Below are 22425 nucleotides of genomic sequence, written 5' to 3'. Positions count from 1 at the left end.
AGTTGGCCCGCTACACCGACTGCTCGGGTAAGACCACGCAATGGAAGTACGATGCCTTCGGCCAACGGGTCAAGCTCATCAACGCGGCAGGCGAAGTCACCGAGTACCACTACCAAGCCGGCCACCTCAGCAGCCTGGTCCACCCCGACAAGACCCGTGACCGTTTCGAATACGACGCCGAAGGCCGGCTGCTCAGCCACGTCGACGCGCTGTACCGGCGAACCACCTGGGCCTACAACGAAGCCGGGCTGATCCAGCAGCGCCTCAACCCGGACCAATCCACCCTTCATTACCACTGGGACAAGCTCGGCCAGCTGGTGCGCCTGCGCAACGAGAACAACAGCGAGGCCCGCTTCAAGTACGACCCCGCCGGCCGCCTGATCAAAGAAACCGGCTTCGACAATGCGGTCACCGACTACCACTACGACCACAGCAGCGACCTGCCCACCCGCCGGCTCGACGGCGACCGCATCACCGTTTTCGACTACGACCCCCTGGGCCGCCTGATCAAAAGCAACGCCCGCCTGCGCGGGGGCAAAAAATGGGAGACCGAAACCTTCGCCTACGACGGCAACGGCCACCTGCTGCTCGCCGAAAACCGGGACTGCAAGCTGCAGTGGTTCTACGACGCCGCCGGCAACAACACCCGCGAGCACCAGCATTTCACCTACATGCCGGAGCCCCAGGTCGCCGTATTCACCCACGAATACGATGCCCTCAACCAGCGCGTGACCACCACCCGGCCAGACGGCCACCGAGTCAGCTGGCTCACCTACGGCAACGGCCACCTGCTGGGCCTCAAGCTCGATGACCGCGAACTGCTCAACTACCAGCGCGACGACCTGCACCGCGAAATTGGCCGCGAGCAAGGCAACGGCCTGATCCAGCGCCAGACCTGGACCCCAAACGGCCAACTGCTGGAACAAACCCTGGCCCCCCGCGGCGCAACCCGGCGCATCGCCATACGCAGTTATCACTACGACGAAGCCGGACAACTCCACCACATCAACGACCTGAACCGCGGCGACCTCCATTATCGCTACGACCCGGTAGGCCGGCTGCTGGAAGCCGCCGTCAACTACACCAAGGAAACCTTCGCCTTCGACCCCGCCAGCAACCTGCTCGACCCCCTGGCCCCGCCGGGTCCGAATCCGCACTCACCGCGCCGAATCAACGACAACGTATTGCGCAGTTATTGCGGCACCCAGTACCGGTATGACGAATGCGGCAACCTGCTGGAGCGGACCGACCCAAATGGCAAGCAAGGCCACTTCGTGTGGGACCTCTACAACCGGCTGCGCCGCTACGAGGATGACCGGCTGCGGGTCGATATCAGCTATGACGCGCTGGGACGACGCCTCTACAAGCGCTCCCGCTCAAAGTACCGCGACCGACCTGGCGCCGGGCCGGTGTGGAACGAGAATGCGCGACGCCAGCGCGATGACGAACTGGGGTGTGGGTTTACCTGGTACGTCTGGGAGGGCGACACACTGGCGATGGAGTCACGCGTGCGGGGGCAGCGAGGGGGCAGCACGACGCACTATGTGTTCGAGCCGGGCACGTTTGTCCCGGTGGCCCAGGCGGTGATCCACGAAGCACTGGAGTTGATACCGCAACCGACGTATGGCGACCACTACGACATCAATCGGGATCCGCTGTGGCAGTACAAACCGACGCCCAAGCCGTTTGATGCGTTTGCCTGGTACCAGTGTGACCACCTCGGCACGCCGATGGAATTGACGGACGAGGATGGGCTGATTGCCTGGAGCGGTAGTTACAAAGCTTGGGGGATGGTGGAGGAGAAGCGCAGTGAGAAAGCTGTGCGGGCAGAGATACGGAATCCGCTACGCTTTCAGGGACAGTATTTCGATGTTGAGATGGGGCTGCATTACAATCGGTATCGGTATTACGACCCCCTGATTTGTAGGTTTGTTGGAAAAGATCCTATAGGTTATTTGGGTGGAGTGAACCTTTACGCTTACGTTGTCAATCCAGTTGAATGGGTCGATCCATTAGGCTTGGCGGGTCATAGAGGACGCATCCAGGCACAAGGTAAAAAGCTGGAGGAATCTGTGAGTTGGAATCAAGAAACCCCATTGTCAGCGACTGATGCAAAAATTAAATTGAATGAGCTCAAAAAAAAGCTACCCAGAAGAGACCTTGAGGCTCGTGAGGAAGCATTTATAAAGGCAGAGCGGTGGATAGATAATATATGTAAATGTGGCGGATTAGACGCTCAGCAGTCCAGATTATTTTTGGTGAATGGAACCGCTCATGAGCGTGTAGATATTGAAATAAGAGCCGGCAGGGCGTTTGTGGAGAATTAAATGTTTAGCGATTATTTGGTGAGTTATGATGCCTACATTGAGTTGGAAAACCATTTCGAGTCTTCGCTTCGAGACTTTTGTAAATCTAATCACTTAGATGTGAAAGAATTCGTGATGCCTTACTATAATAATACTTGCGTAGACGGAACGCGCTTGATGGATGCAAATCCTATATTCTCCACTAGGCATCAACAGACGGGGAATATTCTGCGCGTAGTTATCTGTGATGAGGTGAGGGGGTATTCTTCAGTACACAAAGATGTTGATGGCTTTGATGAGCTTTGTTTGTTTATTAAGCTTAAAAGCTTAAGCAGAGCGTTGAAAGATATTAATAGCTGGGCGAAGGCCCAAGCGTCTGTGTCCAAACGAAAATGATACCGGGCATGAAGGTGGATTAAATCTTTATGGCTATTGCTTCTCTCCTGCCCAATGGGTTGATCCGCTTGGCTTGGCTTGGCTTGGCTGGCAGGAAGGTTCCTAAACCTTGGATTCCAACTGGAAACTCAAAAGAGGGTTGGCAAAATAATGATGAGAGGCATATAAGTGGCAGTAACATTCAAAAAGGTAATGGAGATCTTTTCGCTGTAGGCACCACTTAAGCTCAACTGCAAGCTGTGTGTGAGTGTTTAGTAAAGAAAGGCACAAGAGTGAATAGTCCTGACAGAACACTGCAGATTTTTTAGGGCAGGGTTAAAGTTAATGGGCAAGACCGCGTGTGCACTGTTGTTGACTTAAACGACGGGAATAGAGTTATCACTATTTTCCAGTACGAAGTGAGTGACCATGATCGCATTTGAATTCTCTAGAGTTGACAAAAATGTGCCTGCAAACGAGTTTGATCAGGGTGATATCACCTTTACAATAGGAGAAATAAAGGTTTCTTCTGCTAAGGAAATTAATAGGTTCAGCATGATCTATCTCTCGATAACATTACTGGTTGATGGGCTGGTAGGTATTAAGAGAAGGTTTGAGTTTATTGCGGTAGACTCCTCATTTTGTATCGGATTTAATAAAAGTAAAAAATATCGAAATAACGCATTCTAAATGCAAGGTGTGTAAAGTGGACTACCTGGTGCTACTAAAAGCACTGGACAATGAGGTCGAATTATTCTTAGCTGATCCTGGTAATGATTTGCCAGAGACGAGTTCAGCGTTGCTGGACCTAATGGATAGCAGGACGTTGCTCAGGGAAAAAATAAACTCAAAAATAGATAAGGCTCGCTGATAAATTTCGGGATGACGTGCTCGGGTGTGGGTTTACCTGGTACGTCTGGGAGGACGACCGCTGGCGATGGAGTTGCGCGTGCGGGAGCAGCGAGGGGGTAGCACGACGCACTATGTATTCAAGCCCGGTAGGTTTGTACCAGTGGCCCAGGCGGTGATCCACGAAACACTGGAGTTGATACCGCAACCGACCTATGGCGACCATTACGACATCAATCGGGATCCATTGTGGCAGCACAAATCGACGCTCAAGACGTTTGATGCATTTCCTGGTACCAGTGTGACCGCCTCGGCACGCCGATGGAATTGACGGACGAGGATGGGCAGATTGCCTGGAGCGGTAGCTACAAGGCTTGGGGGTGGTGTAACAGAAACGCAGTGAGAGTTAAGATAAAGTGACAGATATTAATATTGCAACGCTTGAAGAACAACTGCGCTCAGATGATAAGGAGATGATTATTAGTGCGCTTCTCTATGGGTGTTACAATGTGCAATCTCCGAGGTGGATCCAAGAGCAATGCGTAGCTTTAATAGATAATGATAAAAACCTAGATATCCAAGGTCTTGCTGTAACTTGTCTTGGTCACGTTGCCAGGATGCATAAGGCGGTTGACTGGCAATTGATAATGCTATACTTGCAGTGTGCGTTTCAAAATCCGGAACTAACTGGAAGGGCTCAGGATGCACTTGGTGATATCGAAACTTTTGTAGGTTTGAAAGTTAAGCTTTTGGGTGCAAAATGAATCGCAGGTCATGCTGTGGCAAGAACTTAGGGGTGTTATGACTTTGAAGCCGATGTTCGAGATCTCGTGGAATGTATATCAAGACAACGCTGTCTATAATGTGAATCCAGCCTGCGCGGAGAGCGGTACCGCTCTATCAGGAGCGCTTATCTTGCATGAATGCAGTTCACTCAAAGAGTCGCACATCAAAGCCGTTAGTCAGCTGTATGACCATATTTTGTCTCGGGATGAAAACTATGTGGCATGGATTTTGGTAACCACGGGTGGGCGAGTCAAACCTACTCGTATTACAGAATACTTTAGGTTGTGGAAAGCTTTTCAGAAAGGCAAGGTCCCGCTGCCGCTCGGGCTGAGAACCAAAGAGTATGTCGTGCGTGATGGTGATGGCGCTCAATATTATGGGGCGGTGCGACCCTATGAATTTATTGCTGCGGATTTTGTAGGCGTGTTTCGAGCGCGTAGTTCGAGTTACTTGCTGCTCTCAAAAAGTGACAGTGCGGTTGCGAGCTTATTAGAGCATGGATGGAATTCCTTTCCGCAACATTATCCACTTAGTATATTGCTTCATTTGGAGCGGACTTCAGATATATTGATGTCAACGCTTGGTTGTTTTGATGATATAGAGGGTGGGGCAGTGGCTCTCGCTAGTCCTGATGTTATCCGTAATTTTTTTGGATAAGGCGGAACCCTGTATTTGTGGGGGCTTGAATCCCCTCAATTCAATGCCCCATCAACCAATGCTGATGCGGCCCAGGCATCGTCCACACCCCAAACAGCATCACCAGCACCCCACCCGCCACCCGCACACTCCGCCGTCTCAAAATGGCATTCACCCGTTCCGCAGCCAATCCAGTGGCCAGCAGTACCGGCCAAGTCCCCAGCCCAAACGCCAGCATCAGTGCCGCGCTGTACCCCGCATTCCCTTGGCTGGCCGCCCACAGCAAGGTGCTGTAAACCAACCCGCACGGCAGCCACCCCCACAGCGCCCCCAGCAGCAGCGCACGGGGCACGCTGGACACCGGCAGCAACCGCGAGGCCACCGGCTGAATATGTCGCCACAAGCCTCGGCCCAACGCTTCGATCCGAGTTAGCCCGCTCCACCAGCCGGCCAGGTACAGCCCCATAGCGATCAGCAACAACGCCGCCACTACCCGCAACGCCAGTGCCGCCGGGCTGCTGGCAACGGCCCAACCGGCCAGGCCAAGCAGCAGGCCGGCGCAGGCATAGCTGAGGATGCGCCCAAGGTTGTAGGCCAACAGCAAACGCGCACGTCGGCCGCGTTGTTCGGGCGGGATGGCCAGGGTCAGCGCGCCCATCAGGCCGCCGCACATGCCCAGGCAGTGGCCGCCACCGAGCAAGCCGAGGACCAGCGCCGAGCCTAGCAGGGGCAGCAGGTCAGGCACGGGGGGCGGGGTCCTTGTCTTGCGGTTTTGCGTCTTCGGGTTTTACCGCCGCCTGGTGACGTGGGTCCTGGTCATCGAACAGGATGCTGTGGGCAGGGCCTTCGAGGTCGTCGTACTGGCCGCTGTCCACCGCCCAGAAGAAAATGTACACGGCCACGCCGACAAGCAGCAGGGCGGCCGGGATCATGACATAGAGGGCTGGCATGGGCGGCTCCTGATCAGGCGATGGCGGGTTGTGGGGGGCTGCTGGTGGTCGCAGCGCCCTTGAGCCGGGTCAGGCGCAGGGCGTTGAGCACCACGATCAGCGAGCTGACCGACATGCCGACGGCGGCCCATACCGGGGTGATCCAGCCAAGCGCGGCAAACGGCAGCATGAGGCCATTATACAGAGTCGCCCAGAGCAGGTTCTCGAGGATGTTGCGGCGGGTGCGGCGGGCCAGGTCGAAGGCCTGGACCAACGCCTGCAGGCGGTTGCTGAGGAGCACGGCGTCGGCGCTGGTCTTGGCAAGATCCGTGGCGCTGCCCATGGCGATGCTGATGTCGGCGGCGGCCAGCACCGGCACGTCGTTGACCCCGTCGCCGAGCATCAGCACCTTGCGTCCGGCTGCTTGCAGCGCCTTGAGCCGGTCCAGCTTGTCGTCCGGGCGCAGGCCGCCGATGGCTTGGTCGATGCCCAGCTGCGCGGCCACTTCGGCGACCATCGGCGAGCTGTCGCCCGACAGTAGCAGGGTGCGCCAGCCACGAGCCTTGCAGGCCGCGAGCAGGGCAGGGGCGTCTTCGCGCAGGCGGTCGTCCAGGCCGAACCAGGCCAGTGGGCCTTGGCGGTCACCCAGCAGCAGCCACTGGCCGCGAGGTTCCGGAACGCCGGGGATTTCGGCGCCGCTCAGGGCGCAGACGAACGTAGCTTGACCAATGCGTAGGCGCTCGCCTTCTACCAGGCCTTCCAGTCCCAGGCCCGGCACCGTCTGCACATCGTCCGCAGGCGCGGCGTTGCGGCCGAAGGCGCGGGCGATGGGGTGTTCGGAGCGGTTTTCCAGGGCGGCGGCCAGAGCCAGGCAGCGGTCGGCGGGCAATGGGCCGAGCGGGCGGATGTTGCGCAAGGTCAGGCGGCCTTCGGTGAGGGTGCCGGTCTTGTCGAAAATCACCGTGTCGATCTGGTTCAGGCCTTCCAGCACATGGCCGCGAGTGACCAGCAGGCCAAGCTTGTGCAGGGTGCCGGTGGCCGCCGTCAGCGCGGTCGGCGTGGCCAGCGACAGCGCGCACGGGCAGGTCGCCACCAGCATGGCGAGGACGATCCAGAAGGCCCGCGTCGGGTCCTGGTGCCACCACCACAGGCCGATGAGCACGGCGGCCACCAGGGTGAACAGCAGGAACCACTGCGAGGCGCGGTCGGCGATCTCGGCCAGGCGGGGTTTTTCCGTCTGCGCGCGTTCCAGCAGGCGAACGATGGCCGACAGCCGTGAGTCGTGGCCGAGGGCTTCGACTTCGATGTTCAGGGTGCTTTCGACGTTCAGGGTACCGCCGGTGACCCGTTCGCCGACGCGCCGTGGCTGCGGCAGGTATTCCCCGGTCAGCAGGGACTCGTCGACGCTGGAGCGGCCCTCGACGATACGCCCATCGGCGGGGACCACCGCACCGGGCAGCACCTGCACCGTGTCACCGCGTTGCAGTTCGCTGAGCAGGATGCGCTCGGTGCGGCCGATGGCGTCCAGGCGCAGGCACGAGGTTGGCAGCAGGTTGACCAGCTGCGCGGTGGCCGCCGCCGTGCGTTCACGGGCGCGGCGTTCGAGGTAGCGGCCGGTCAGCAGGAACAGCGCGAACATGCCCACGGTGTCGAAATACAGTTCGCCGCTGCCGGTGATGGCGGTCCAGATGCCAGCGCCGAAGGCCAGGGCGATGGCCAGCGAGACGGACACGTCCATGGTCAGGTGGCGGGTGCGCAGGTCGCGTGCGGCGCCTTTGAAGAACGGCGCGCAGCTGTAGAACACGATGGGAATGGTCAGAAAAAGCGCCACCCAGCGCAGGATGGTGTGCAGCTCGGGCGACAGGTCGATGTTGAATTCCGGCCAGGTGGCCATGGTCGCCATCATCGCCTGAAACCACAGCAGCCCGGCCACGCCCAGCCGGCGCAGGGCGCTGCGGTTTTCCTGGGCCAGTCGTTCGGCGGCCTGGTCGGGTTGGTAAGGGTGCGCGGCGTAGCCGATCTGGCGCAGCTCGGCCAGCACTCGGGAGAGCGGCAGTTGATGGTCTTGCCAGCTGAGCTGCAGGCGGTGATTGGACAGGTTGAGGCGTGCCTCGGCCACGCCTGGGACGTTGCGCAGGTGCTTCTCGATCAGCCAGCCGCAGGCGGCGCAGCTGATGCCCTCGACCAGCAAGGTGGCTTCGGCCAGCTCGCCGTCGTGGTGGACGAAGGTCTGCTGCACGTCGCTGCGATCAAAGAGGGCCAGCTCGTCCGGCACCTGTTTGGGCAGCGCTTCGGGATTGGCGCTGCTGTCACTGCGGTGCTGGTAGTAATGCTCCAGGCCACCGGCGACGATCGATTCGGCCACCGCCTGGCAACCCGGGCAGCAGAATTGCCGCTGGTCACCGAGCACCACGGCGGTGAAGCGGCTGCCGGCAGGAACGGGCAGGGCGCAGTGGTAGCAGGGTGTTGGGTGGCTCATTGCTGATGCTCGGCACCCTGCAGCGCTTCATCGCCCAGCTGCAAGGTCACGCCGTGCTCGACTTTCTCTTCCTCGAACAACCGCCACACATGCTCATCCTGGCTGCCCAGCAGCTCGACGAAGCGCCGGCCATCGACCTTGTCATCCAGCTGGCCGACATAGCGCCCTGGCTCGGCACGGCTGAGCACCACCTTGCGGTCCTTGTCCGGCTGGGTTGGCGAGATCAGGTTCAGTTCCAGGTTCTGCGGGTCGCTGTTGCCGGTCAGGCGCACGTCCACTTCGCCGGTCAGTTCGTCGAGGTGTACGCTGGCCTTGAGGTTCAGGGTCTGGGCCAGCAGCTCGCGGTCCAGCGAGCGGTTGATGCCCTTGCCGGCCTCGTAATAATTGTCGTTGACCAGGTTGTCCGGGTTGTGCACGGCGATGCTGACCATGGTCAGGCTCAGGCACACCGAGGTGGTGAGGATGCCGATGATGATCCAGGGCCAGAGGTGCTTGTACCAAGGGCTGGTGGCGGTGGCGGCAGGCATTGTGCGAATTCTCTCTCAGCGGATCTGTGGGCCGATGAAACGGCTCTTGGCTTCGACCTCGGCGGCGCTGTCGTCGGCGCTTTTGAGGATGAAGGTGATTTCGTTGGTGGTCGAGGGCAGTTTTTCCGGGGCGACCGACAATTGCACCGGCAGGCTGACGATATCGCCGGCAGCCACACGGATTTCGCGCTGGCCTTCCAGGCGCAGGTCGGGCAGGCCGGCGGCGTCGAGCACGTAGACGTGGTCGCGCTGGTCCTTGTTCATGACCTTGAGGCTGTACACGTTTTCGATCCGGCCCTGGGCGTTCTCGCGGTACAACACGCGGTCCTTGCTGACGTCGAAACCGACCAGCGAGCGGGTGGCGAAGGCGGTGGCCAGGGCGCCGATCATCACCAGCAGCACCAGCGCATAGCCGATCAGCCGTGGCCGCAGCATGTGGGTTTTCTGCCCCGACAGGTTGTGCTCGGTGGTGTAGCTGATCAGGCCTTTGGGGTAGTTCATCTTCTCCATGATGCTGTCACAGGCGTCGATGCAGGCGGCGCAGCCGATGCATTCGATCTGCAGGCCGTCGCGGATGTCGATGCCGGTGGGACAGACCTGTACGCACATGGTGCAGTCGATGCAGTCGCCCAGGCCCTGGGCCTTGTAGTCCGCATCCTTTTTGCGCGGGCCACGGGTTTCGCCGCGGCGCGGGTCGTAAGAGACGATCAGCGTGTCTTTGTCGAACATCACGCTCTGGAAGCGCGCATAGGGGCACATGTACACGCACACCTGTTCGCGCAGCCAGCCGGCGTTGCCGTAGGTGGCGAGGGTGAAGAAACCGACCCAGAAGTACGCCCAGCCATCGGCCTGGCCGGTGAAGAATTCAATGACCAATTCACGGATCGGCGAGAAGTAGCCGACGAAGGTCATGCCGGTGACGAAGCCGATCAGCAGCCAAAGGCTGTGCTTGGCGAACTTGCGCAGGAACTTGTTGCCGCTCATGGGCGCCTTGTCGAGCTTCATGCGCTGGTTGCGGTCACCTTCGGTGACTTTCTCGCACCACATGAAAATCCACGTCCATACACTTTGCGGACAGGTGTAGCCACACCAGACGCGGCCAGCGTACACGGTGACGAAGAACAGACCGAAGGCGGCGACGATGAGGATGCCCGAGAGCAGGATGAAATCTTGGGGCCAGATGGTGGCGCCGAAGATGTAGAACTTGCGCTCTGGCAGGTTCCACCACACGGCCTGGTGGCCGCCCCAGTTCAGCCACACAGTGCCGAAGTAAAGGAGGAACAGTACCGCGCCGCCGACCATTCGCAGGCGCCGGAAGATGCCGGTGAAGGCGCGGGTGTAGATTTTTTCGCGAGAGGCGTAGAGGTCGACGGAATCCTTCCCTTTGCTGGCAGGCGGGGTGACATCATGTACCGGAATTTGCTTGCTCATCATCAAGTCCCACGGCAGTGGAAAAAACGCCGCGGCCAGTGCGTGCCGGCCGCGGTCATATCTAGCTAGGCGCCTTTGGGCATGATACGCCCGTCACGCTGTCTGGGGTGGTCATGCGACATTCAGTCGCATTGGGTTGTGGTTGGTTATCGTGTAATGGGCGCAGCCTTGACCCAGGTCAATTGACACCGCGCATTCATCTCGCATGGCCTGTTGAGTTGGCATTCAGTACAGCTTGATACGATCAAGTACCTCCGCGCTGGACCAGTTGTTGTTCCGTACGCATTTGATGGTCAGGAAGTCAGCATCGTCGCTCAACTCCGCCAGCAGGTAGGTTTCTTGCGAGGCCGATCCACTGAGGTAGGTTGAATACGAGCCAGCGGAGGAAAAATGGCCAGCCTCCTTGTGGTAATGGCCCGCAAACACCGCATTAACCCGGTAATGCTGCAACATGCTTCTGAAGCGCTGGCGCTCCTGTCTATCACCGTCCCATTCATCGGGTTGATGCAGGTTAACCAGTGTGACTTGGCCGTGCCTGTAGCTTTCTTTGAGCTGCACTTCGAGCCAATCCAGCGAACTTGTAATATTGAAATCATGGTTGCGCTGCAACGGCCAGGGCAAGCCACTGGAGAACCTGACTTTATAAGTGGGTTCATTGTTCAGCTGGATCAGGCGCACCCTGCCGAAACTCATACTGTAGGCCAGACTGCCATCGTAGCCGGTCTGCAGATCGTTTTCAGAGATGCTCAGGTGCATGGTGTCGACGAGCTGCTGGTGATGATTGATCAGGTCGAGCACGCTGTCCCGAGCGCCAGCATTATTCAACGTGTCGTCGATATTGTTCTTGTAATCGTGATTGCCGAGGCCGAAGTAGTAGTTTTCCTTCAGGTGTTCTTGGATCAACGGATAAACAACCCCACGTTGCCAGGCATGACCATAGGCGGTCATGTCGCCGTTGATCATGACGGGAATACCAGTGCCACCAAGGCTGGCTCGATAGCTGGCGATACTGGCGTACTGTTCAGCTATCAATTCTCGAGATAGTCGATCACGGATGTTGGAGGGTTGCTCCTCGCCGTCGTCGCTGGCAGGTGTCCAGGGGTACTGAGGGTCGGAAGCGATTACGAATGCCCGGGGGGTCGCACGATTGCCGAAGCGGCCGGGTTTTTTGGGTGGCAGGACTTCTGGGTACAGAGAATCGGTCATCAGTTGAATCCCCTTGAGAAGGCAGGCCGAGTGCCTGCTCCCAAAGGGTTTCGCAAAATGCATGGGCGCCGAATCAGGTAAAGCTTCCCGCCAATCGCCAGCAGTGATCACAGGGTGCAGCGTCCCCCGCACGTGGTCCAGGGGGCGCTGCATGCAGGTCATTCGGCCTGCTCTGGCGCTGCATCCTGATGCGACAGGCTATATACGTAAGCCGCCAGCAAATGCACCTTGTCATTGCCCTGCAACTGCTCCTGCGCCGGCATCTGCCCCTGGCGGCCATAGCGGATGGTCTGCTGCAACTGGGCAAAACTCGAACCGTAGATGAACGCCTGCGGGTGGGTCAGGTTCGGCGCACCCATGGCGGGGGTGCCTTTACCTTCAGGGCCGTGGCAGGCCACGCAGTTGGCGGCGAAGATCTTCTGCCCGTTCTCGGCGTCGGCCTTCACGCCTTCTGGCAACGTGCGGCCATCGAGCTTGCTGACCACGAAGGCCGCGACATCGGCCACGCCTTGTTCGCCGATCACTTCCGACCAGGCCGGCATCACGCCATGACGGCCGCCCATGATGGTGGTCTTGATGGTTTCCGGCTCGCCGCCCCAGCGCCAGTCGTTGTCGGTCAGGTTGGGGAAGCCGTAAGCGCCCTTGGCGTCGGAGCCGTGGCACACCGAGCAGTTGGAAGCGAACAGCCGTGCACCCATTTTCAGCGCCTGCGGCTGTTTGGCTACTTCTTCGATGGGCATGGCCGCGTACTTGGCGAAGATCGGCCCGAAACGGGCGTCGGCCTTGGCCATTTCCTTTTCCCACTCGTGCACGCCGGTCCAGCCAGGCTGGCCATTGGTGAACTCGGTCTTCTTGTCGTTATCCAGGTACGAGTAACCCGGCAGCACGCCTTTCCAATTACCCAGGCCCGGGTACAGCACCAGGTAGCCAAGGGCGAAGATGATGGTGCCGACGAACAGCCAGAACCACCATTTCGGCAGCGGGTTGTCGTATTCCTCGATGCCATCGAAGGCATGCCCCACGGTTTCGTCGGTGACCTCTTCGCGCTGGCCCTTGCGGGTCGACAGCAGCAACCAGGTCAGCGAGAAGATGGTGCCCAGGGTCAGGACGGTGACGTACAGACTCCAGAAGGTTGTCATTGTTGTTTGCTCCCAGACGCTTTTGCTTGCTCGACGTGCTTGCTGGCGGAGGGGTCATCCGCGAAGGGCAATTGGGTCGCTTCGTCGAAGTCCTTTTTACGCCGTGGGTTGAACACCCACAGCGCCAGGCCCACGAAGGCCACCATCACCACGACGGTGCCCAGGCCGCGAATCATCCCGATATCCATCAGCGTCACCGTTTGCTCTTGATGATGGTGCCAAGACCCTGCAGGTACGCGACCAACGCGTCCATTTCGGTCTTGCCCTTGACCGCGTCGCGGGCGCCAGCGATGTCGGCGTCGGTGTACGGCGTGCCCAGGGTACGCAGCACTTCCAGCTTCTTCGCAGTGTCCTTGCCGTCGAGCGTGTTCTCGACCAGCCACGGGTAGGACGGCATCTTCGATTCCGGCACCACGTTGCGCGGGTTGTACAGGTGCGCGCGGTGCCAGTCATCGGAGTAACGGCCGCCGACGCGGGCCAGGTCCGGGCCGGTGCGCTTGGAGCCCCACAGGAACGGGTGGTCCCACACGCTTTCACCGGCCACCGAGTAGTGGCCGTAGCGCTCGGTTTCGGCGCGGAACGGGCGGATCATCTGCGAGTGGCAACCCACGCAGCCTTCGCGGATGTAGATGTCGCGGCCTTCCACTTCCAGCGCAGTGCGCGGCTTCATGCCTTCGACAGGTTTATTGGTAACGTCCTGGAAAAACAGCGGGACGATCTGGGTGAGGCCACCGACGCTCACGGCGATGACCATGAAGAACGCCAGCAGGCCGATGTTCTTCTCGACAGCTTCATGCTTCATCAGTGCGCTCCCACGACGACGATCTTGGCGGCTTCATCGGCTTCTACCGGGTTGGCAGCGCGGACGGTACGGAACACGTTGTAGGCCATCAGCAGCATGCCGGAGGCAAAGAACGCACCGCCCAGGGCCCGCACGATGTAACCCGGGTGGCTGGCCTGCAGGGCTTCGACGAACGAGTAGGTGAGCGTGCCGTCATCGTTGATGGCGCGCCACATCAGGCCCTGGGTGATGCCGTTGACCCACATCGAGGCGATGTACAGCACGGTGCCGATGGTCGCCAGCCAGAAGTGCGCGTTGATCAGCCCGACGCTGTGCATCTGCACGCGCCCATAGAGCTTGGGAATCATGTGGTACACCGCGCCGATCGAGATCATCGCCACCCAGCCGAGGGCGCCGGCGTGGACATGGCCGATGGTCCAGTCGGTGTAGTGCGACAGCGAGTTCACGGTCTTGATGGCCATCATCGGGCCTTCGAAGGTGGACATGCCGTAGAACGCCAGCGATACCACGAGAAAGCGCAGGATCGGGTCGGTGCGCAATTTGTGCCAGGCACCGGACAGGGTCATCATGCCGTTGATCATGCCGCCCCAGCTCGGTGCCAGGAGGATGATCGACATCACCATGCCCAGCGACTGCGCCCAGTCGGGCAGGGCGGTGTAGTGCAGGTGGTGCGGGCCGGCCCAGATGTACAGGGTGATCAGCGCCCAGAAGTGCACGATCGACAGGCGATACGAGTAGATCGGCCGCTCGGCCTGCTTGGGCACGAAGTAGTACATCATCCCCAGAAAGCCCGTGGTGAGGAAGAAGCCCACGGCGTTGTGGCCGTACCACCACTGGATCATCGCGTCGGTCGCGCCGGCGTAGGCCGAGTACGACTTGAACAGGCTCACCGGCAGCGAGATGTGGTTGACGATGTGCAGCATCGCGGTGACCACGATGAAGGCACCGTAGAACCAGTTGCCGACATAGATGTGCTTGGTCTTGCGCTTGACGATGGTGCCGAAGAACACCAGCCCGTAGGTGACCCAGACGATGGCCAGCAGGATCGCCAGTGGCCATTCCAGCTCGGCGTATTCCTTGGTGGTGGTGTAGCCCATCGGCAAGGTGATCAGCGCGCCGACGATCACCGCCTGCCAACCCCAGAAGGTGAAGGCGGCCATGCTGTCGGAGATCAGCCGGGTCTGGCAGGTTCGCTGCACCACGTAGTAGCTGGTGCCGAACAACGCACAGCCGCCGAAGGCGAAGATGACCAGGTTGGTGTGCAGCGGGCGCAGGCGGCCGAAGCTGGTCCAGGGCAGGTCCAGGTTCAGTTGCGGCCACACCAGCTGCGAGGCGATGAAGACGCCGAGGCCCATGCCAAGGATCCCCCAGACCACCGTCATGATGGCGAACTGGCGGACGACCTTATAGTTATAAGCAGTCGGACTGATTGCTGTGCTCATTCTAAGGTTCCACGGTTTTGGTGTTCTTGTTGGTTGAAAAATCGGCGCCAGTATCGATAACCACCAGGGTTATGGCAACGCAAGAAGACTTGCGCCGACCCGTGTCCGGGCCCGTTTGCCGATGTCCCGCGGCAATTGGGTCTGGGCGATTGTACACAAATAAATATTTGTAATGTGTACCGTTTTTCACCTTTTTCTGATCGAACGGTCAAGCTTTTTTTGCGGGCGGCGTCAGGCGATGCGCCGCGTCTGCTTCGCTGGATTGATAGCGAAGCCCACTGAGGCAACAAGCTTAGTTCGGTTAGGGGGGGGTGCAAGGGGAGGGGGAAGGGCTTTGGGTTGCGTTTGGGCGCACAGGTGCATGTCTTGATTTTTGTAGTGGGGCGTAGATCGAGCGCCGCCCGCGCGGCGCTCGATCTCACAGGCGACGAAACTCTTCCGTCATACTCATTGGGCAGTCACAGATTCAGCGCCCTGCGACAGGCTAAACACATAAGCCGCCAACAAATGCACCTTGTCATTCCCCTGAATCTCCACCTGCGCCGGCATCTGCCCCTGGCGCCCATAGCGAATGGTCTGCTGCAACTGAGCAAAACTCGACCCATAGATAAACGCCTGCGGATGATTCAGGTTCGGCGCACCCATAGCCGGCGTGCCATCACCCTCAGGCCCATGACAGGCCACGCAGTTACCGGCGAAGATTTCCTTGCCCTTGGCCACATCGGCCTTGGCACCTTCCGGCAGGCTGCGGCCGTCGAGGTTGGTCAGCACGTAGGCAGCAACGTCCGCCACGCCCTGTTCGCCGATCACCTCTGCCCAGGCTGGCATCACACCATGACGGCCGTTCATGATCGAGGCCTTGATGGTCTCGGGTTCGCCGCCCCAGCGCCAGTCGGTGTCGGTCAGGTTGGGGAAGCCGTAGGCGCCCTTGGCGTCCGAGCCGTGGCACACCGAGCAGTTGGAGGCGAACAGGCGGCCGCCCATCTTCAATGCCTGCGGGTCCTTGGCCACTTCCTCGACGGGCATGGCCGCGTACTTGGCGAAGATCGGCCCGAACTTGGCGTCGGCCTTGTCCATTTCCTTCTGCCATTCGTTGACGCCGGTCCAGCCGTTCTCGTAGCCGGGCAAGATGCCTTTCCAATTGCCCAGGCCCGGGTACAGCACCAGGTACCCGGCGCCGAACACCAGGGTGCCGACGAACAGGTAGAACCACCACTTGGGCAGCGGGTTGTCGTATTCCTCGATGCCATCGAAGCTGTGGCCCATGGTCTGGTCGGTGGTGCTGTTGCTCTGGCCCTTGCGGGTCGACAGCAGCAACCAGGTCAGGCCGATCAGGCTGCCAATGGTCAGTACGCTGATGTACGTACTCCAGAAGGTGGTCATTGCCCGTTACTCCTTTTTGCAGCAGGTGCCTGCCCGGCAGCGGGCTGGCGGTCGTCGACGAAGGGCAGCAGGCGCGCTTCGGCGAAATCACGGTCGCGGCGACGGTTGAACACCCACAGCGTGAGGCCGATGAAGGCGATCATCACCACCAGGGTGCCCAGGCCGCGGATCATGCCGATGTCCATGTCCATCGCACTCACCTCTTGTTCTTGATCGCGGTGCCGAGCACCTGCAGGTAGGCGACCAGCGCGTCCATCTCGGTCTTGCCCTTGACCGCGTCGCGGGCGCCGGCAATGTCCGCGTCGCTGTACGGCACGCCAAGGGTGCGCAGGGTGCGCATCTTGGTGTCGGTGTGGCTGTTGTCGACCTGTGCGGCGACCAGCCACGGGTAGGCCGGCATTTTCGACTCCGGCACCACGTTGCGCGGGTTGTACAGGTGCGCGCGGTGCCAGTCGTCCGAGTAACGGCCGCCGACGCGGGCCAGGTCCGGGCCGGTACGCTTGGAGCCCCACAGGAACGGGTGGTCCCACACGCTCTCACCGGCCACCGAGTAGTGGCCGTAGCGCTCGGTTTCGGCGCGGAACGGGCGGATCATCTGCGAGTGGCAGCCCACGCAGCCTTCACGGATGTAGATGTCGCGGCCTTCCAGTTGCAGCGCGGTGTAGGGCTTCATGCCTTCGACCGGCTTGTTGGTGACGTCCTGGAAGAACAGCGGGACGATCTGGGTCAAGCCGCCGATGCTGACGGCGAACACCATCAGCAGGGCCAACAGGCCTACGTTTTTCTCGATCACTTCATGTTTCATCAGGCAGTTCTCCTCAGGCCAGCTGGGCGTTGGCAGGGGCGGCTTCGGTGGCCGGTGCACGCACGGTGCGCCAGGTGTTCCAGGCCATCAGGAACATGCCACTGAGGAAGATCGCGCCACCCACGAAACGCACCACGAAGCCCGGGTGGCTGGCCACCAGGGTTTCCACGAACGAGTAGGTGAGCGTGCCGTCGCTGTTGACCGCGCGCCACATCAGGCCCTGGGCGATGCCGTTGACCCACATCGAGGCGATGTACAGCACGGTGCCGATGGTCGCCAGCCAGAAGTGCGCGTTGATCAGGCCCAGGCTATACATGCGCTGTTTGCCGAACACCACCGGGATGGTGTGGTACAGCGCGCCGATCGAGATCATCGCCACCCAGCCGAGGGCGCCGGCATGCACGTGGCCGATGGTCCAGTCGGTGTAGTGGGACAGGGCGTTGACGGTCTTGATGGCCATCATCGGGCCTTCGAAGGTGGACATGCCGTAGAACGCCAGCGAGACGACCAGGAAGCGCAGGATCGGGTCGCTGCGCAGTTTGTGCCAGGCCCCCGACAGGGTCATCATGCCGTTGATCATGCCGCCCCAGCTCGGTGCCAGCAGGATCAGCGACATCACCATGCCCAGCGACTGCGCCCAGTCGGGCAGGGCGGTGTAGTGCAGGTGGTGCGGGCCGGCCCAGATGTACAGGGTGATCAGCGCCCAGAAGTGGACGATCGACAGGCGATAGGAATACACCGGGCGTTCGGCCTGCTTGGGCACGTAGTAGTACATCATCCCGAGGAAGCCTGCGGTGAGGAAGAAGCCCACGGCGTTGTGGCCGTACCACCACTGCACCATGGCATCGGTGGCCCCGGCATACACCGAGTACGACTTGGTCAGACTGACCGGCAGCTCCAGGTTGTTGACGATGTGCAGCAACGCCACGGTCAGGATGAACGCGCCGAAGAACCAGTTGCCCACGTAGATGTGCTTGGTGGTGCGTTTCATCAGCGTGCCGAAGAACACGATGGCATAGGCGACCCAGACGATGGTGATCAGGATGTCGATCGGCCATTCCAGTTCAGCGTATTCCTTGGAGCTGGTGTAGCCCAGCGGCAGGCTGATGGCCGCCAGCAGGATCACCAGTTGCCAGCCCCAGAAGGTGAACGCCGCAAGCTTGGGCGAAAACAGGGTGGTCTGGCAGGTGCGTTGCACCGAATAATAGGAGGTGGCGAACAGCGCGCAGCCGCCGAAGGCGAAGATCACCGCATTGGTGTGCAGTGGGCGCAGGCGGCCGAAGCTGGTCCAGGGGAGGTCGAAGTTGAGGGACGGCCAGGCGAGCTGGGCGGCGATGAAGACGCCGAGCCCCATCCCGACGATTCCCCACACCACCGTCATGATGGCGAATTGGCGGACCACCTTATAGTTATAGGCGGTACTGCTGGTTGTGTTCATGTATGGGTTCCCATCCACGGTTATTTTGGCAGGCTATGAAACGAGGCAAGAATGAGAGATGGGCAAAGTGCCGGTATTGACGGGGATCAATGGGCGAAGATCGCAAATGTCCCAGGCTTGCGCTGCGATCCTCCGGGGAATCAGGTAGATAGCTGCCCTGCGGCGTGCCTGATCCTGGCCCATGGCGCGGGTGCGCCGATGGACAGCGAGTTCATGGATGAAATAGCGCAAAGGCTGGCGGCGCTTGGGGTTGGCGTGGTCCGCTTCGAGTTTCCCTACATGGCCGAGCGCAGGGCGGGGGGGAGCAAGCGCCCGCCCAATCCGCAGAAGGTGCTGCTGGAGTGCTGGCGCGAGGTGTACCGGCAGGTGCGACCTTTGGTCACGGGCAGGTTGGCGATTGGCGGCAAGTCGATGGGCGGGCGCATGGCCAGCTTGTTGGCGGATGAACTGGGCGCGGATGCGCTGGTGTGCCTGGGGTATCCGTTCTACGCGGTGGGCAAGCCGGAGAAGCCACGGGTCGAGCACTTGGCGGGGTTGTCTACACCAACGCTGATCGTTCAGGGTGAGCGCGATGCGCTGGGGAATCGTGAGGCGGTTGCAGGGTATGCGCTGTCACCGTCGATCGAGGTGAGCTGGCTGGTGGCGGGGGATCATGACCTGAAACCGCTTAAGGCTTCGGGGTTCAGCCATGAGCAGCATTTGCAGGCGGCGGCTGATACAGTTGCGGGGTTTTTGTTGAACTAGTGTCGGCCTTTTCGCGGCTAAAGCCGCTCCCACAACTATCATTGTGGGAGCGGGCTTGCCCCGCGAAAAGGCCAGTGCAGGCTGCCGCTTAGTCGCGATACTCACACAGATAAGCAGTAGCTACCTTCACCTGCAGCTGGAACTTGCTGTCCGCCGCCACATTGAATTTGTCGCCGGCATTGAAGGTTTCCCAGTTGTCGCTGCCCGGCAGCTTGACGGTCAGCGCGCCCGACACCACGTGCATGATTTCGCGCTTGGCAGTGCCGAACTCGTATTCGCCCGGTGCCATGACGCCGACGGTGGCCGGGCCTTCAGTGCCTTCGAAGGCGATCGACTTGACGGTACCATCGAAGTATTCGTTGACCTTGAACATGGGCGACTCCTGAAAAAGGGGGATGAAAAAAGGGCTGGCCAGTATGCCCAAGCCCATTCCCGCCGTCATCTGCTTTCAGGGGGCATTGGCGGGCAGGCTCAACGGCAGCAGCCGCGCAGTATTGCGCGCATCCTCCAGGGCTCGGTGCTGCTGCCCGCAAAAGTGCATGCCGGCCAGCTGCAGCGCGCCGTTGAGACCCGCCGGGCGCTGTAGGTGGCGGGCCTTGGCGAAGCGCTGCTTGAGGTTGATGTGCGGCAGGTTGCGCAGCAGGCTGTCGAGCTCATGTTGCTGCCATTCCTGTAGCAATTGCTGGCGGTCGTAATCGCCCCAGCTGACCCACGCTTGCAACTGCCCGCGGTGGTGGCCCAGCCAACGTTCGAAGCGCGCCCACACCTCCGGGAACGCCGCGGCACTGTCGACATTGGCCTGGCTGATGTGGGTCAGCTCGCGGCAGAACGGCGTCAACTGCGGCCGCCGCCGGGGCCGCACGAAGCGTTGGAAGTGGTCCACTTCGCGGCCATCTCGGGTCACCAGGCTGGCGCCGATTTCTATGATTTCCATCTCCGTCACCGGCCAGCCACCATCATCGGTGGTGGCTTCCAGGTCGATCACCAACCAGTGGCCCATACCAGGCTCCCTCGCCATTCATGCTAGAGCAGCGTAGCCAATGTCGGGCCACACGGCATCCCCTGGCAAAATGCCCTCACTTTGGCATAACCAGCAGTTGTGCCAGGCTGGGAAAACGCCTAGCTTAAGGCGCATCCAGGTATGAACCGTGATGAGTGTCCGTCTTGACTCCAGCGCCCGGCCTGAAGGCTATGTCCACCCTGTTGATGCTGGCTGCGGTATGGCTGGCGGTACCGGCCTGGGCAGCTGCCACCGATGTGAAGATTGGCGCCGCGCATTTTCCGCCGTACACCGTGCGCCCCGAGCAGGGCGCCGACACCGGCCTGTTGCCGCAACTGGTCGAGGCATTGAATCGCCTGCAGCAGGATTACCGCTTCGTGCTGGTGCCCACCTCGATCCAGCGTCGTTTCGGTGATTTCCAACAGGGCCGCACCGACATGGCCATCTTCGAGAACCCTGAATGGGGCTGGCAGCAGATCCCCCATCAGACGGTGGACATGGGCCTTGAAGACGCCGAAGTGTTCGTCGCCAAGAAACTCGACGGCCGTGACCAGCACTACTTCGACGACCTGGCCGGCAAGCGCCTGGCGCTGTTCAATGGCTACCACTACGCGTTTGCCGGTTTCAATTCCGACCCTGCCTACTTGCGCAAAACCTACAACGCCACGCTGACCTATTCCCATGACAGCAATCTGCTGATGGTCCAGGCCGGCCGTGCCGACATCGCCTTGGTGACCCGGTCCTACCTCAGCGATTTCCTCAAGCGCAACCCGACCAGCTTCAGCCAGCTGGTTCCTTCCACGCGTATCGATCAGGTCTACCACCACTACGCGTTGTTGCGCCCGGAAGCTGCCATCACGGGTACGCAATTCGCCGACCTGTTGCGCCAGCTACGCGACAACGGAGAGCTGGCCCGTATCTTCCAGCCCTATCGCATCACCGTCGCCGCGCCACAGGACTAAATTCCTGCTGTGCCGCCACGTTTTCAGCAGTGAGCCTCCTTTTCATTTTCTGTGAGCCCTGCCCATGCCGTTCGATGCCGCTTCACAGCCCCTTTCCGCGCCACGCTGGCGCAGCCTCGGTGCCGACGAGGGTGATTGCTGGTTGAGCCTGACCCTTGAGGGCCGGCCTTTGATCCAGGTGCGCCTGGAGCCTGGTGAGACCCTTGCGGTACATATTGAAAGCCTCTGCCCCGAGCGCCCGCAGCAGGCCTTGTGGGCTGCCTGTTATTGGCTGCTGTCGCGCGACCCATCCCGCCAGCGCCTGGCCTGGCACCTGCCGAAGGCGGTACCGGAGGCGCTTGCCAGTGGCCTGTTGCTGGTGACCGAACAGCCTGGTGTGTACCTGTGCGAACGCACCCTGTTCTGGCAGTTGCCCCAGCCATGGCTTGGCCAGGCGATCAGTGGCGGCTATCCGCAACAGATGCAGATCAGCAACGGCAAACGCCACCCGCGCCGCGCGCCCAAACCTCGTGGCGAGGTGTACCGACGCTTCGACGCGCGCCTGGGTAGCTGGGTATCGCTGCGCACCCTGGAAATCGACCAGGACCTGGAGCGCTTCAACCGCTGGCAGAACAACCCGCGTGTGGAGCAGTTCTGGCAGGAAGGCGGGTCACTGGAGCAGCACCGTGAGTACCTGGCCAAGCTGGACGCCGACCCGCATACCGTGACCTTGATTGGCTGTTTCGACGATCAGCCGTTCGCCTACTTCGAAGCGTACTGGGCCAAGGAAGACCGCATCGCGCCGTTTTACCCGGCCGACGACTACGACCGTGGCATCCACATGCTGGTGGGGGAGGAGGCGCACCGCGGCCCGCACAAGGTGGCGAGCTGGCTGTCGGCGCTGGTGCACTACCTGTTCCTGGATGACCCGCGCACCCAGCGGGTGGTCGCCGAACCGCGTGCCGACAACGGCAAGATGATCGGCTACATGCACGACCAGTGCTTCCACTGCGACAAGGAATTCGACTTCCCGCACAAACGCGCGGCGCTGATGATTCTGGGACGGGAGCGGTTTTTCGATCGCTGCAAATTAGTCTGACTAAAGCTCGCCCATTGGGAGCGGCTTTAGCCGCGAAGCAAGCGACGCGGTGGATGGCACCGGCTTTGCCGGTGTTCGCGGCTGAAGCCGCTCCCACGACACAATGGG

At 60.5% G+C, this 22425-nt stretch carries 26 protein-coding genes; 10 read left to right on the top strand and 16 right to left on the bottom strand.

The genetic code is table 11. The features are described from left to right. The 7 genes from ACIQUF_RS24895 to ACIQUF_RS24865 form a co-directional block, all read left to right on the top strand. The coding region (locus ACIQUF_RS24895) for an RHS repeat-associated core domain-containing protein (protein WP_403136356.1) at window positions 1–2327 on the top strand (2327 nt) is incomplete at its 5' end. Beyond that, entirely contained in the window at window positions 2328–2702 is a 375-nt protein-coding gene (locus ACIQUF_RS24890; RefSeq protein WP_403136354.1) for a hypothetical protein, read from the top strand. Window positions 2703–3110: 408 nt separating this feature from the next. Next, the gene (locus ACIQUF_RS24885; RefSeq protein ID WP_403136352.1) at window positions 3111–3371 is read left to right on the top strand and encodes a hypothetical protein; all 261 of its coding nucleotides are present in this window, start codon (window positions 3111–3113) and stop codon (window positions 3369–3371) included. Window positions 3372–3387: 16 nt separating this feature from the next. After that, entirely contained in the window at window positions 3388–3552 is a 165-nt protein-coding gene (locus tag ACIQUF_RS24880) for a hypothetical protein (RefSeq protein WP_403136350.1), read from the top strand. A 299-nt stretch (window positions 3553–3851) separates the two neighbouring features. Further along, window positions 3852–3950 (top strand): RHS domain-containing protein, encoded by a 99-nt coding sequence (locus ACIQUF_RS24875; RefSeq protein ID WP_403136349.1) that lies wholly within the window; start codon window positions 3852–3854, stop codon window positions 3948–3950. Continuing rightward, window positions 3947–4294, top strand: a complete 348-nt coding sequence (locus tag ACIQUF_RS24870) for a hypothetical protein (RefSeq protein ID WP_403136347.1) — start codon at window positions 3947–3949, stop codon at window positions 4292–4294. Before ACIQUF_RS24875 ends, ACIQUF_RS24870 begins: the two co-directional genes overlap by 4 nt. A 10-nt stretch (window positions 4295–4304) precedes the next feature. Next, window positions 4305–4973 (top strand): hypothetical protein, encoded by a 669-nt coding sequence (locus ACIQUF_RS24865; RefSeq protein ID WP_403136346.1) that lies wholly within the window; start codon window positions 4305–4307, stop codon window positions 4971–4973. Between the two features lie 40 nt (window positions 4974–5013). Here ACIQUF_RS24865 and ACIQUF_RS24860 read toward each other — a convergent pair whose 3' ends face one another. The 14 genes from ACIQUF_RS24860 to ccoN (ACIQUF_RS24795) form a co-directional block, all read right to left on the bottom strand. Continuing rightward, entirely contained in the window at window positions 5014–5697 is a 684-nt protein-coding gene (locus tag ACIQUF_RS24860) for a sulfite exporter TauE/SafE family protein (protein WP_403136345.1), read from the bottom strand. Next, window positions 5690–5902, bottom strand: a complete 213-nt coding sequence (gene ccoS, locus ACIQUF_RS24855; RefSeq protein WP_403136343.1) for a cbb3-type cytochrome oxidase assembly protein CcoS — start codon at window positions 5900–5902, stop codon at window positions 5690–5692. The genes ACIQUF_RS24860 and ccoS overlap by 8 nt, the downstream gene beginning before the upstream one ends. A gap of 13 nt (window positions 5903–5915) precedes the next feature. Continuing rightward, window positions 5916–8360 carry a heavy metal translocating P-type ATPase gene (locus tag ACIQUF_RS24850; RefSeq protein ID WP_403136341.1) on the bottom strand — a complete coding sequence of 815 codons (2445 nt, stop codon included), beginning with the start codon at window positions 8358–8360 and terminating at the stop codon, window positions 5916–5918. Further along, the gene (locus ACIQUF_RS24845; RefSeq protein WP_403136340.1) at window positions 8357–8887 is read right to left on the bottom strand and encodes a FixH family protein; all 531 of its coding nucleotides are present in this window, start codon (window positions 8885–8887) and stop codon (window positions 8357–8359) included. Before ACIQUF_RS24845 ends, ACIQUF_RS24850 begins: the two co-directional genes overlap by 4 nt. 15 nt (window positions 8888–8902) lie before the next feature. Beyond that, entirely contained in the window at window positions 8903–10318 is a 1416-nt protein-coding gene (gene ccoG, locus ACIQUF_RS24840; protein ID WP_403136338.1) for a cytochrome c oxidase accessory protein CcoG, read from the bottom strand. 225 nt (window positions 10319–10543) lie between these two features. Continuing rightward, window positions 10544–11677, bottom strand: coding sequence for a metallophosphoesterase (locus ACIQUF_RS24835; protein ID WP_403136337.1), 1134 nt, complete (start codon window positions 11675–11677; stop codon window positions 10544–10546). A gap of 5 nt (window positions 11678–11682) precedes the next feature. After that, on the bottom strand, window positions 11683–12663 hold the full coding sequence (ccoP, locus tag ACIQUF_RS24830; protein WP_403136336.1) for a cytochrome-c oxidase, cbb3-type subunit III: 981 nt from the start codon (window positions 12661–12663) through the stop codon (window positions 11683–11685). Beyond that, window positions 12660–12851: a cbb3-type cytochrome oxidase subunit 3 gene (locus ACIQUF_RS24825; RefSeq protein WP_400803686.1), complete on the bottom strand. Its 192-nt coding sequence runs from the start codon at window positions 12849–12851 to the stop codon at window positions 12660–12662. The genes ccoP (ACIQUF_RS24830) and ACIQUF_RS24825 overlap by 4 nt, the downstream gene beginning before the upstream one ends. A 5-nt stretch (window positions 12852–12856) precedes the next feature. Then, window positions 12857–13465: a cytochrome-c oxidase, cbb3-type subunit II gene (gene ccoO / locus ACIQUF_RS24820; protein WP_046785292.1), complete on the bottom strand. Its 609-nt coding sequence runs from the start codon at window positions 13463–13465 to the stop codon at window positions 12857–12859. Further along, window positions 13465–14907, bottom strand: a complete 1443-nt coding sequence (gene ccoN / locus ACIQUF_RS24815) for a cytochrome-c oxidase, cbb3-type subunit I (RefSeq protein WP_194792513.1) — start codon at window positions 14905–14907, stop codon at window positions 13465–13467. The genes ccoO (ACIQUF_RS24820) and ccoN (ACIQUF_RS24815) overlap by 1 nt, the downstream gene beginning before the upstream one ends. Before the next feature lie 447 nt (window positions 14908–15354). Beyond that, window positions 15355–16290 (bottom strand): cytochrome-c oxidase, cbb3-type subunit III, encoded by a 936-nt coding sequence (gene ccoP, locus ACIQUF_RS24810; RefSeq protein WP_403136333.1) that lies wholly within the window; start codon window positions 16288–16290, stop codon window positions 15355–15357. Continuing rightward, a complete protein-coding gene (locus tag ACIQUF_RS24805; protein ID WP_403136358.1) occupies window positions 16287–16481 on the bottom strand; it encodes a cbb3-type cytochrome oxidase subunit 3 in 195 nt (64 codons plus the stop codon). The genes ccoP (ACIQUF_RS24810) and ACIQUF_RS24805 overlap by 4 nt, the downstream gene beginning before the upstream one ends. 5 nt (window positions 16482–16486) lie before the next feature. Next, a complete protein-coding gene (gene ccoO / locus ACIQUF_RS24800; RefSeq protein ID WP_400803580.1) occupies window positions 16487–17095 on the bottom strand; it encodes a cytochrome-c oxidase, cbb3-type subunit II in 609 nt (202 codons plus the stop codon). Window positions 17096–17108: 13 nt separating this feature from the next. Further along, window positions 17109–18533, bottom strand: a complete 1425-nt coding sequence (gene ccoN, locus ACIQUF_RS24795) for a cytochrome-c oxidase, cbb3-type subunit I (RefSeq protein ID WP_403136332.1) — start codon at window positions 18531–18533, stop codon at window positions 17109–17111. Between the two features lie 51 nt (window positions 18534–18584). Between ccoN (ACIQUF_RS24795) and ACIQUF_RS24790 the strand changes: the two genes are divergently transcribed. Next, window positions 18585–19277, top strand: coding sequence for an alpha/beta family hydrolase (locus tag ACIQUF_RS24790; protein WP_403136330.1), 693 nt, complete (start codon window positions 18585–18587; stop codon window positions 19275–19277). 88 nt (window positions 19278–19365) lie between these two features. Here ACIQUF_RS24790 and ACIQUF_RS24785 read toward each other — a convergent pair whose 3' ends face one another. Both ACIQUF_RS24785 and ACIQUF_RS24780 read right to left on the bottom strand, forming a co-directional pair. Continuing rightward, window positions 19366–19650 (bottom strand): pyrimidine/purine nucleoside phosphorylase, encoded by a 285-nt coding sequence (locus ACIQUF_RS24785; protein ID WP_403136329.1) that lies wholly within the window; start codon window positions 19648–19650, stop codon window positions 19366–19368. Between the two features lie 75 nt (window positions 19651–19725). Beyond that, window positions 19726–20277: an exonuclease domain-containing protein gene (locus ACIQUF_RS24780; protein ID WP_403136327.1), complete on the bottom strand. Its 552-nt coding sequence runs from the start codon at window positions 20275–20277 to the stop codon at window positions 19726–19728. Window positions 20278–20441: 164 nt separating this feature from the next. On the opposite strand from ACIQUF_RS24780, the gene ACIQUF_RS24775 reads away from it, so the two are divergent. Then, the gene (locus ACIQUF_RS24775; RefSeq protein WP_403136325.1) at window positions 20442–21239 is read left to right on the top strand and encodes a substrate-binding periplasmic protein; all 798 of its coding nucleotides are present in this window, start codon (window positions 20442–20444) and stop codon (window positions 21237–21239) included. A 64-nt stretch (window positions 21240–21303) separates the two neighbouring features. Beyond that, window positions 21304–22317, top strand: coding sequence for a GNAT family N-acetyltransferase (locus tag ACIQUF_RS24770; RefSeq protein WP_403136323.1), 1014 nt, complete (start codon window positions 21304–21306; stop codon window positions 22315–22317). Window positions 22318–22425 lie beyond the last annotated feature (108 nt).

Origin of the sequence: Pseudomonas sp. NPDC090233 (genome assembly GCF_044772285.1) — a bacterium.
Lineage (GTDB): Bacteria > Pseudomonadota > Gammaproteobacteria > Pseudomonadales > Pseudomonadaceae > Aquipseudomonas.
The sequence above is the reverse complement of the archived record's forward strand: the minus strand, read 5'-3'. Positions and strand labels throughout refer to the sequence as shown.

Excerpts from the sequence above, each read along its gene's own strand:
- ACIQUF_RS24890 (WP_403136354.1), top strand. The coding sequence starts at position 2,328 with ATGTTTAGCGATTATTTGGTGAGTTATGATGCCTACATTGAGTTGGAA.
- ACIQUF_RS24885 (WP_403136352.1), top strand. The coding sequence starts at position 3,111 with ATGATCGCATTTGAATTCTCTAGAGTTGACAAAAATGTGCCTGCAAAC.
- ACIQUF_RS24875 (WP_403136349.1), top strand. The coding sequence starts at position 3,852 with ATGGAATTGACGGACGAGGATGGGCAGATTGCCTGGAGCGGTAGCTAC.
- ACIQUF_RS24865 (WP_403136346.1), top strand. The coding sequence starts at position 4,305 with ATGCTGTGGCAAGAACTTAGGGGTGTTATGACTTTGAAGCCGATGTTC.
- ccoS (WP_403136343.1), bottom strand. The coding sequence starts at position 5,902 with ATGCCAGCCCTCTATGTCATGATCCCGGCCGCCCTGCTGCTTGTCGGC.
- ACIQUF_RS24850 (WP_403136341.1), bottom strand. The coding sequence starts at position 8,360 with ATGAGCCACCCAACACCCTGCTACCACTGCGCCCTGCCCGTTCCTGCC.
- ACIQUF_RS24845 (WP_403136340.1), bottom strand. The coding sequence starts at position 8,887 with ATGCCTGCCGCCACCGCCACCAGCCCTTGGTACAAGCACCTCTGGCCC.
- ccoG (WP_403136338.1), bottom strand. The coding sequence starts at position 10,318 with ATGAGCAAGCAAATTCCGGTACATGATGTCACCCCGCCTGCCAGCAAA.
- ACIQUF_RS24835 (WP_403136337.1), bottom strand. The coding sequence starts at position 11,677 with ATGCAGCGCCCCCTGGACCACGTGCGGGGGACGCTGCACCCTGTGATC.
- ccoP (WP_403136336.1), bottom strand. The coding sequence starts at position 12,663 with ATGACAACCTTCTGGAGTCTGTACGTCACCGTCCTGACCCTGGGCACC.
- ACIQUF_RS24825 (WP_400803686.1), bottom strand. The coding sequence starts at position 12,851 with ATGGATATCGGGATGATTCGCGGCCTGGGCACCGTCGTGGTGATGGTG.
- ccoO (WP_046785292.1), bottom strand. The coding sequence starts at position 13,465 with ATGAAGCATGAAGCTGTCGAGAAGAACATCGGCCTGCTGGCGTTCTTC.
- ccoN (WP_194792513.1), bottom strand. The coding sequence starts at position 14,907 with ATGAGCACAGCAATCAGTCCGACTGCTTATAACTATAAGGTCGTCCGC.
- ccoP (WP_403136333.1), bottom strand. The coding sequence starts at position 16,290 with ATGACCACCTTCTGGAGTACGTACATCAGCGTACTGACCATTGGCAGC.
- ACIQUF_RS24805 (WP_403136358.1), bottom strand. The coding sequence starts at position 16,481 with ATGGACATGGACATCGGCATGATCCGCGGCCTGGGCACCCTGGTGGTG.
- ccoO (WP_400803580.1), bottom strand. The coding sequence starts at position 17,095 with ATGAAACATGAAGTGATCGAGAAAAACGTAGGCCTGTTGGCCCTGCTG.
- ccoN (WP_403136332.1), bottom strand. The coding sequence starts at position 18,533 with ATGAACACAACCAGCAGTACCGCCTATAACTATAAGGTGGTCCGCCAA.
- ACIQUF_RS24790 (WP_403136330.1), top strand. The coding sequence starts at position 18,585 with ATGAGAGATGGGCAAAGTGCCGGTATTGACGGGGATCAATGGGCGAAG.
- ACIQUF_RS24785 (WP_403136329.1), bottom strand. The coding sequence starts at position 19,650 with ATGTTCAAGGTCAACGAATACTTCGATGGTACCGTCAAGTCGATCGCC.
- ACIQUF_RS24780 (WP_403136327.1), bottom strand. The coding sequence starts at position 20,277 with ATGGGCCACTGGTTGGTGATCGACCTGGAAGCCACCACCGATGATGGT.
- ACIQUF_RS24770 (WP_403136323.1), top strand. The coding sequence starts at position 21,304 with ATGCCGTTCGATGCCGCTTCACAGCCCCTTTCCGCGCCACGCTGGCGC.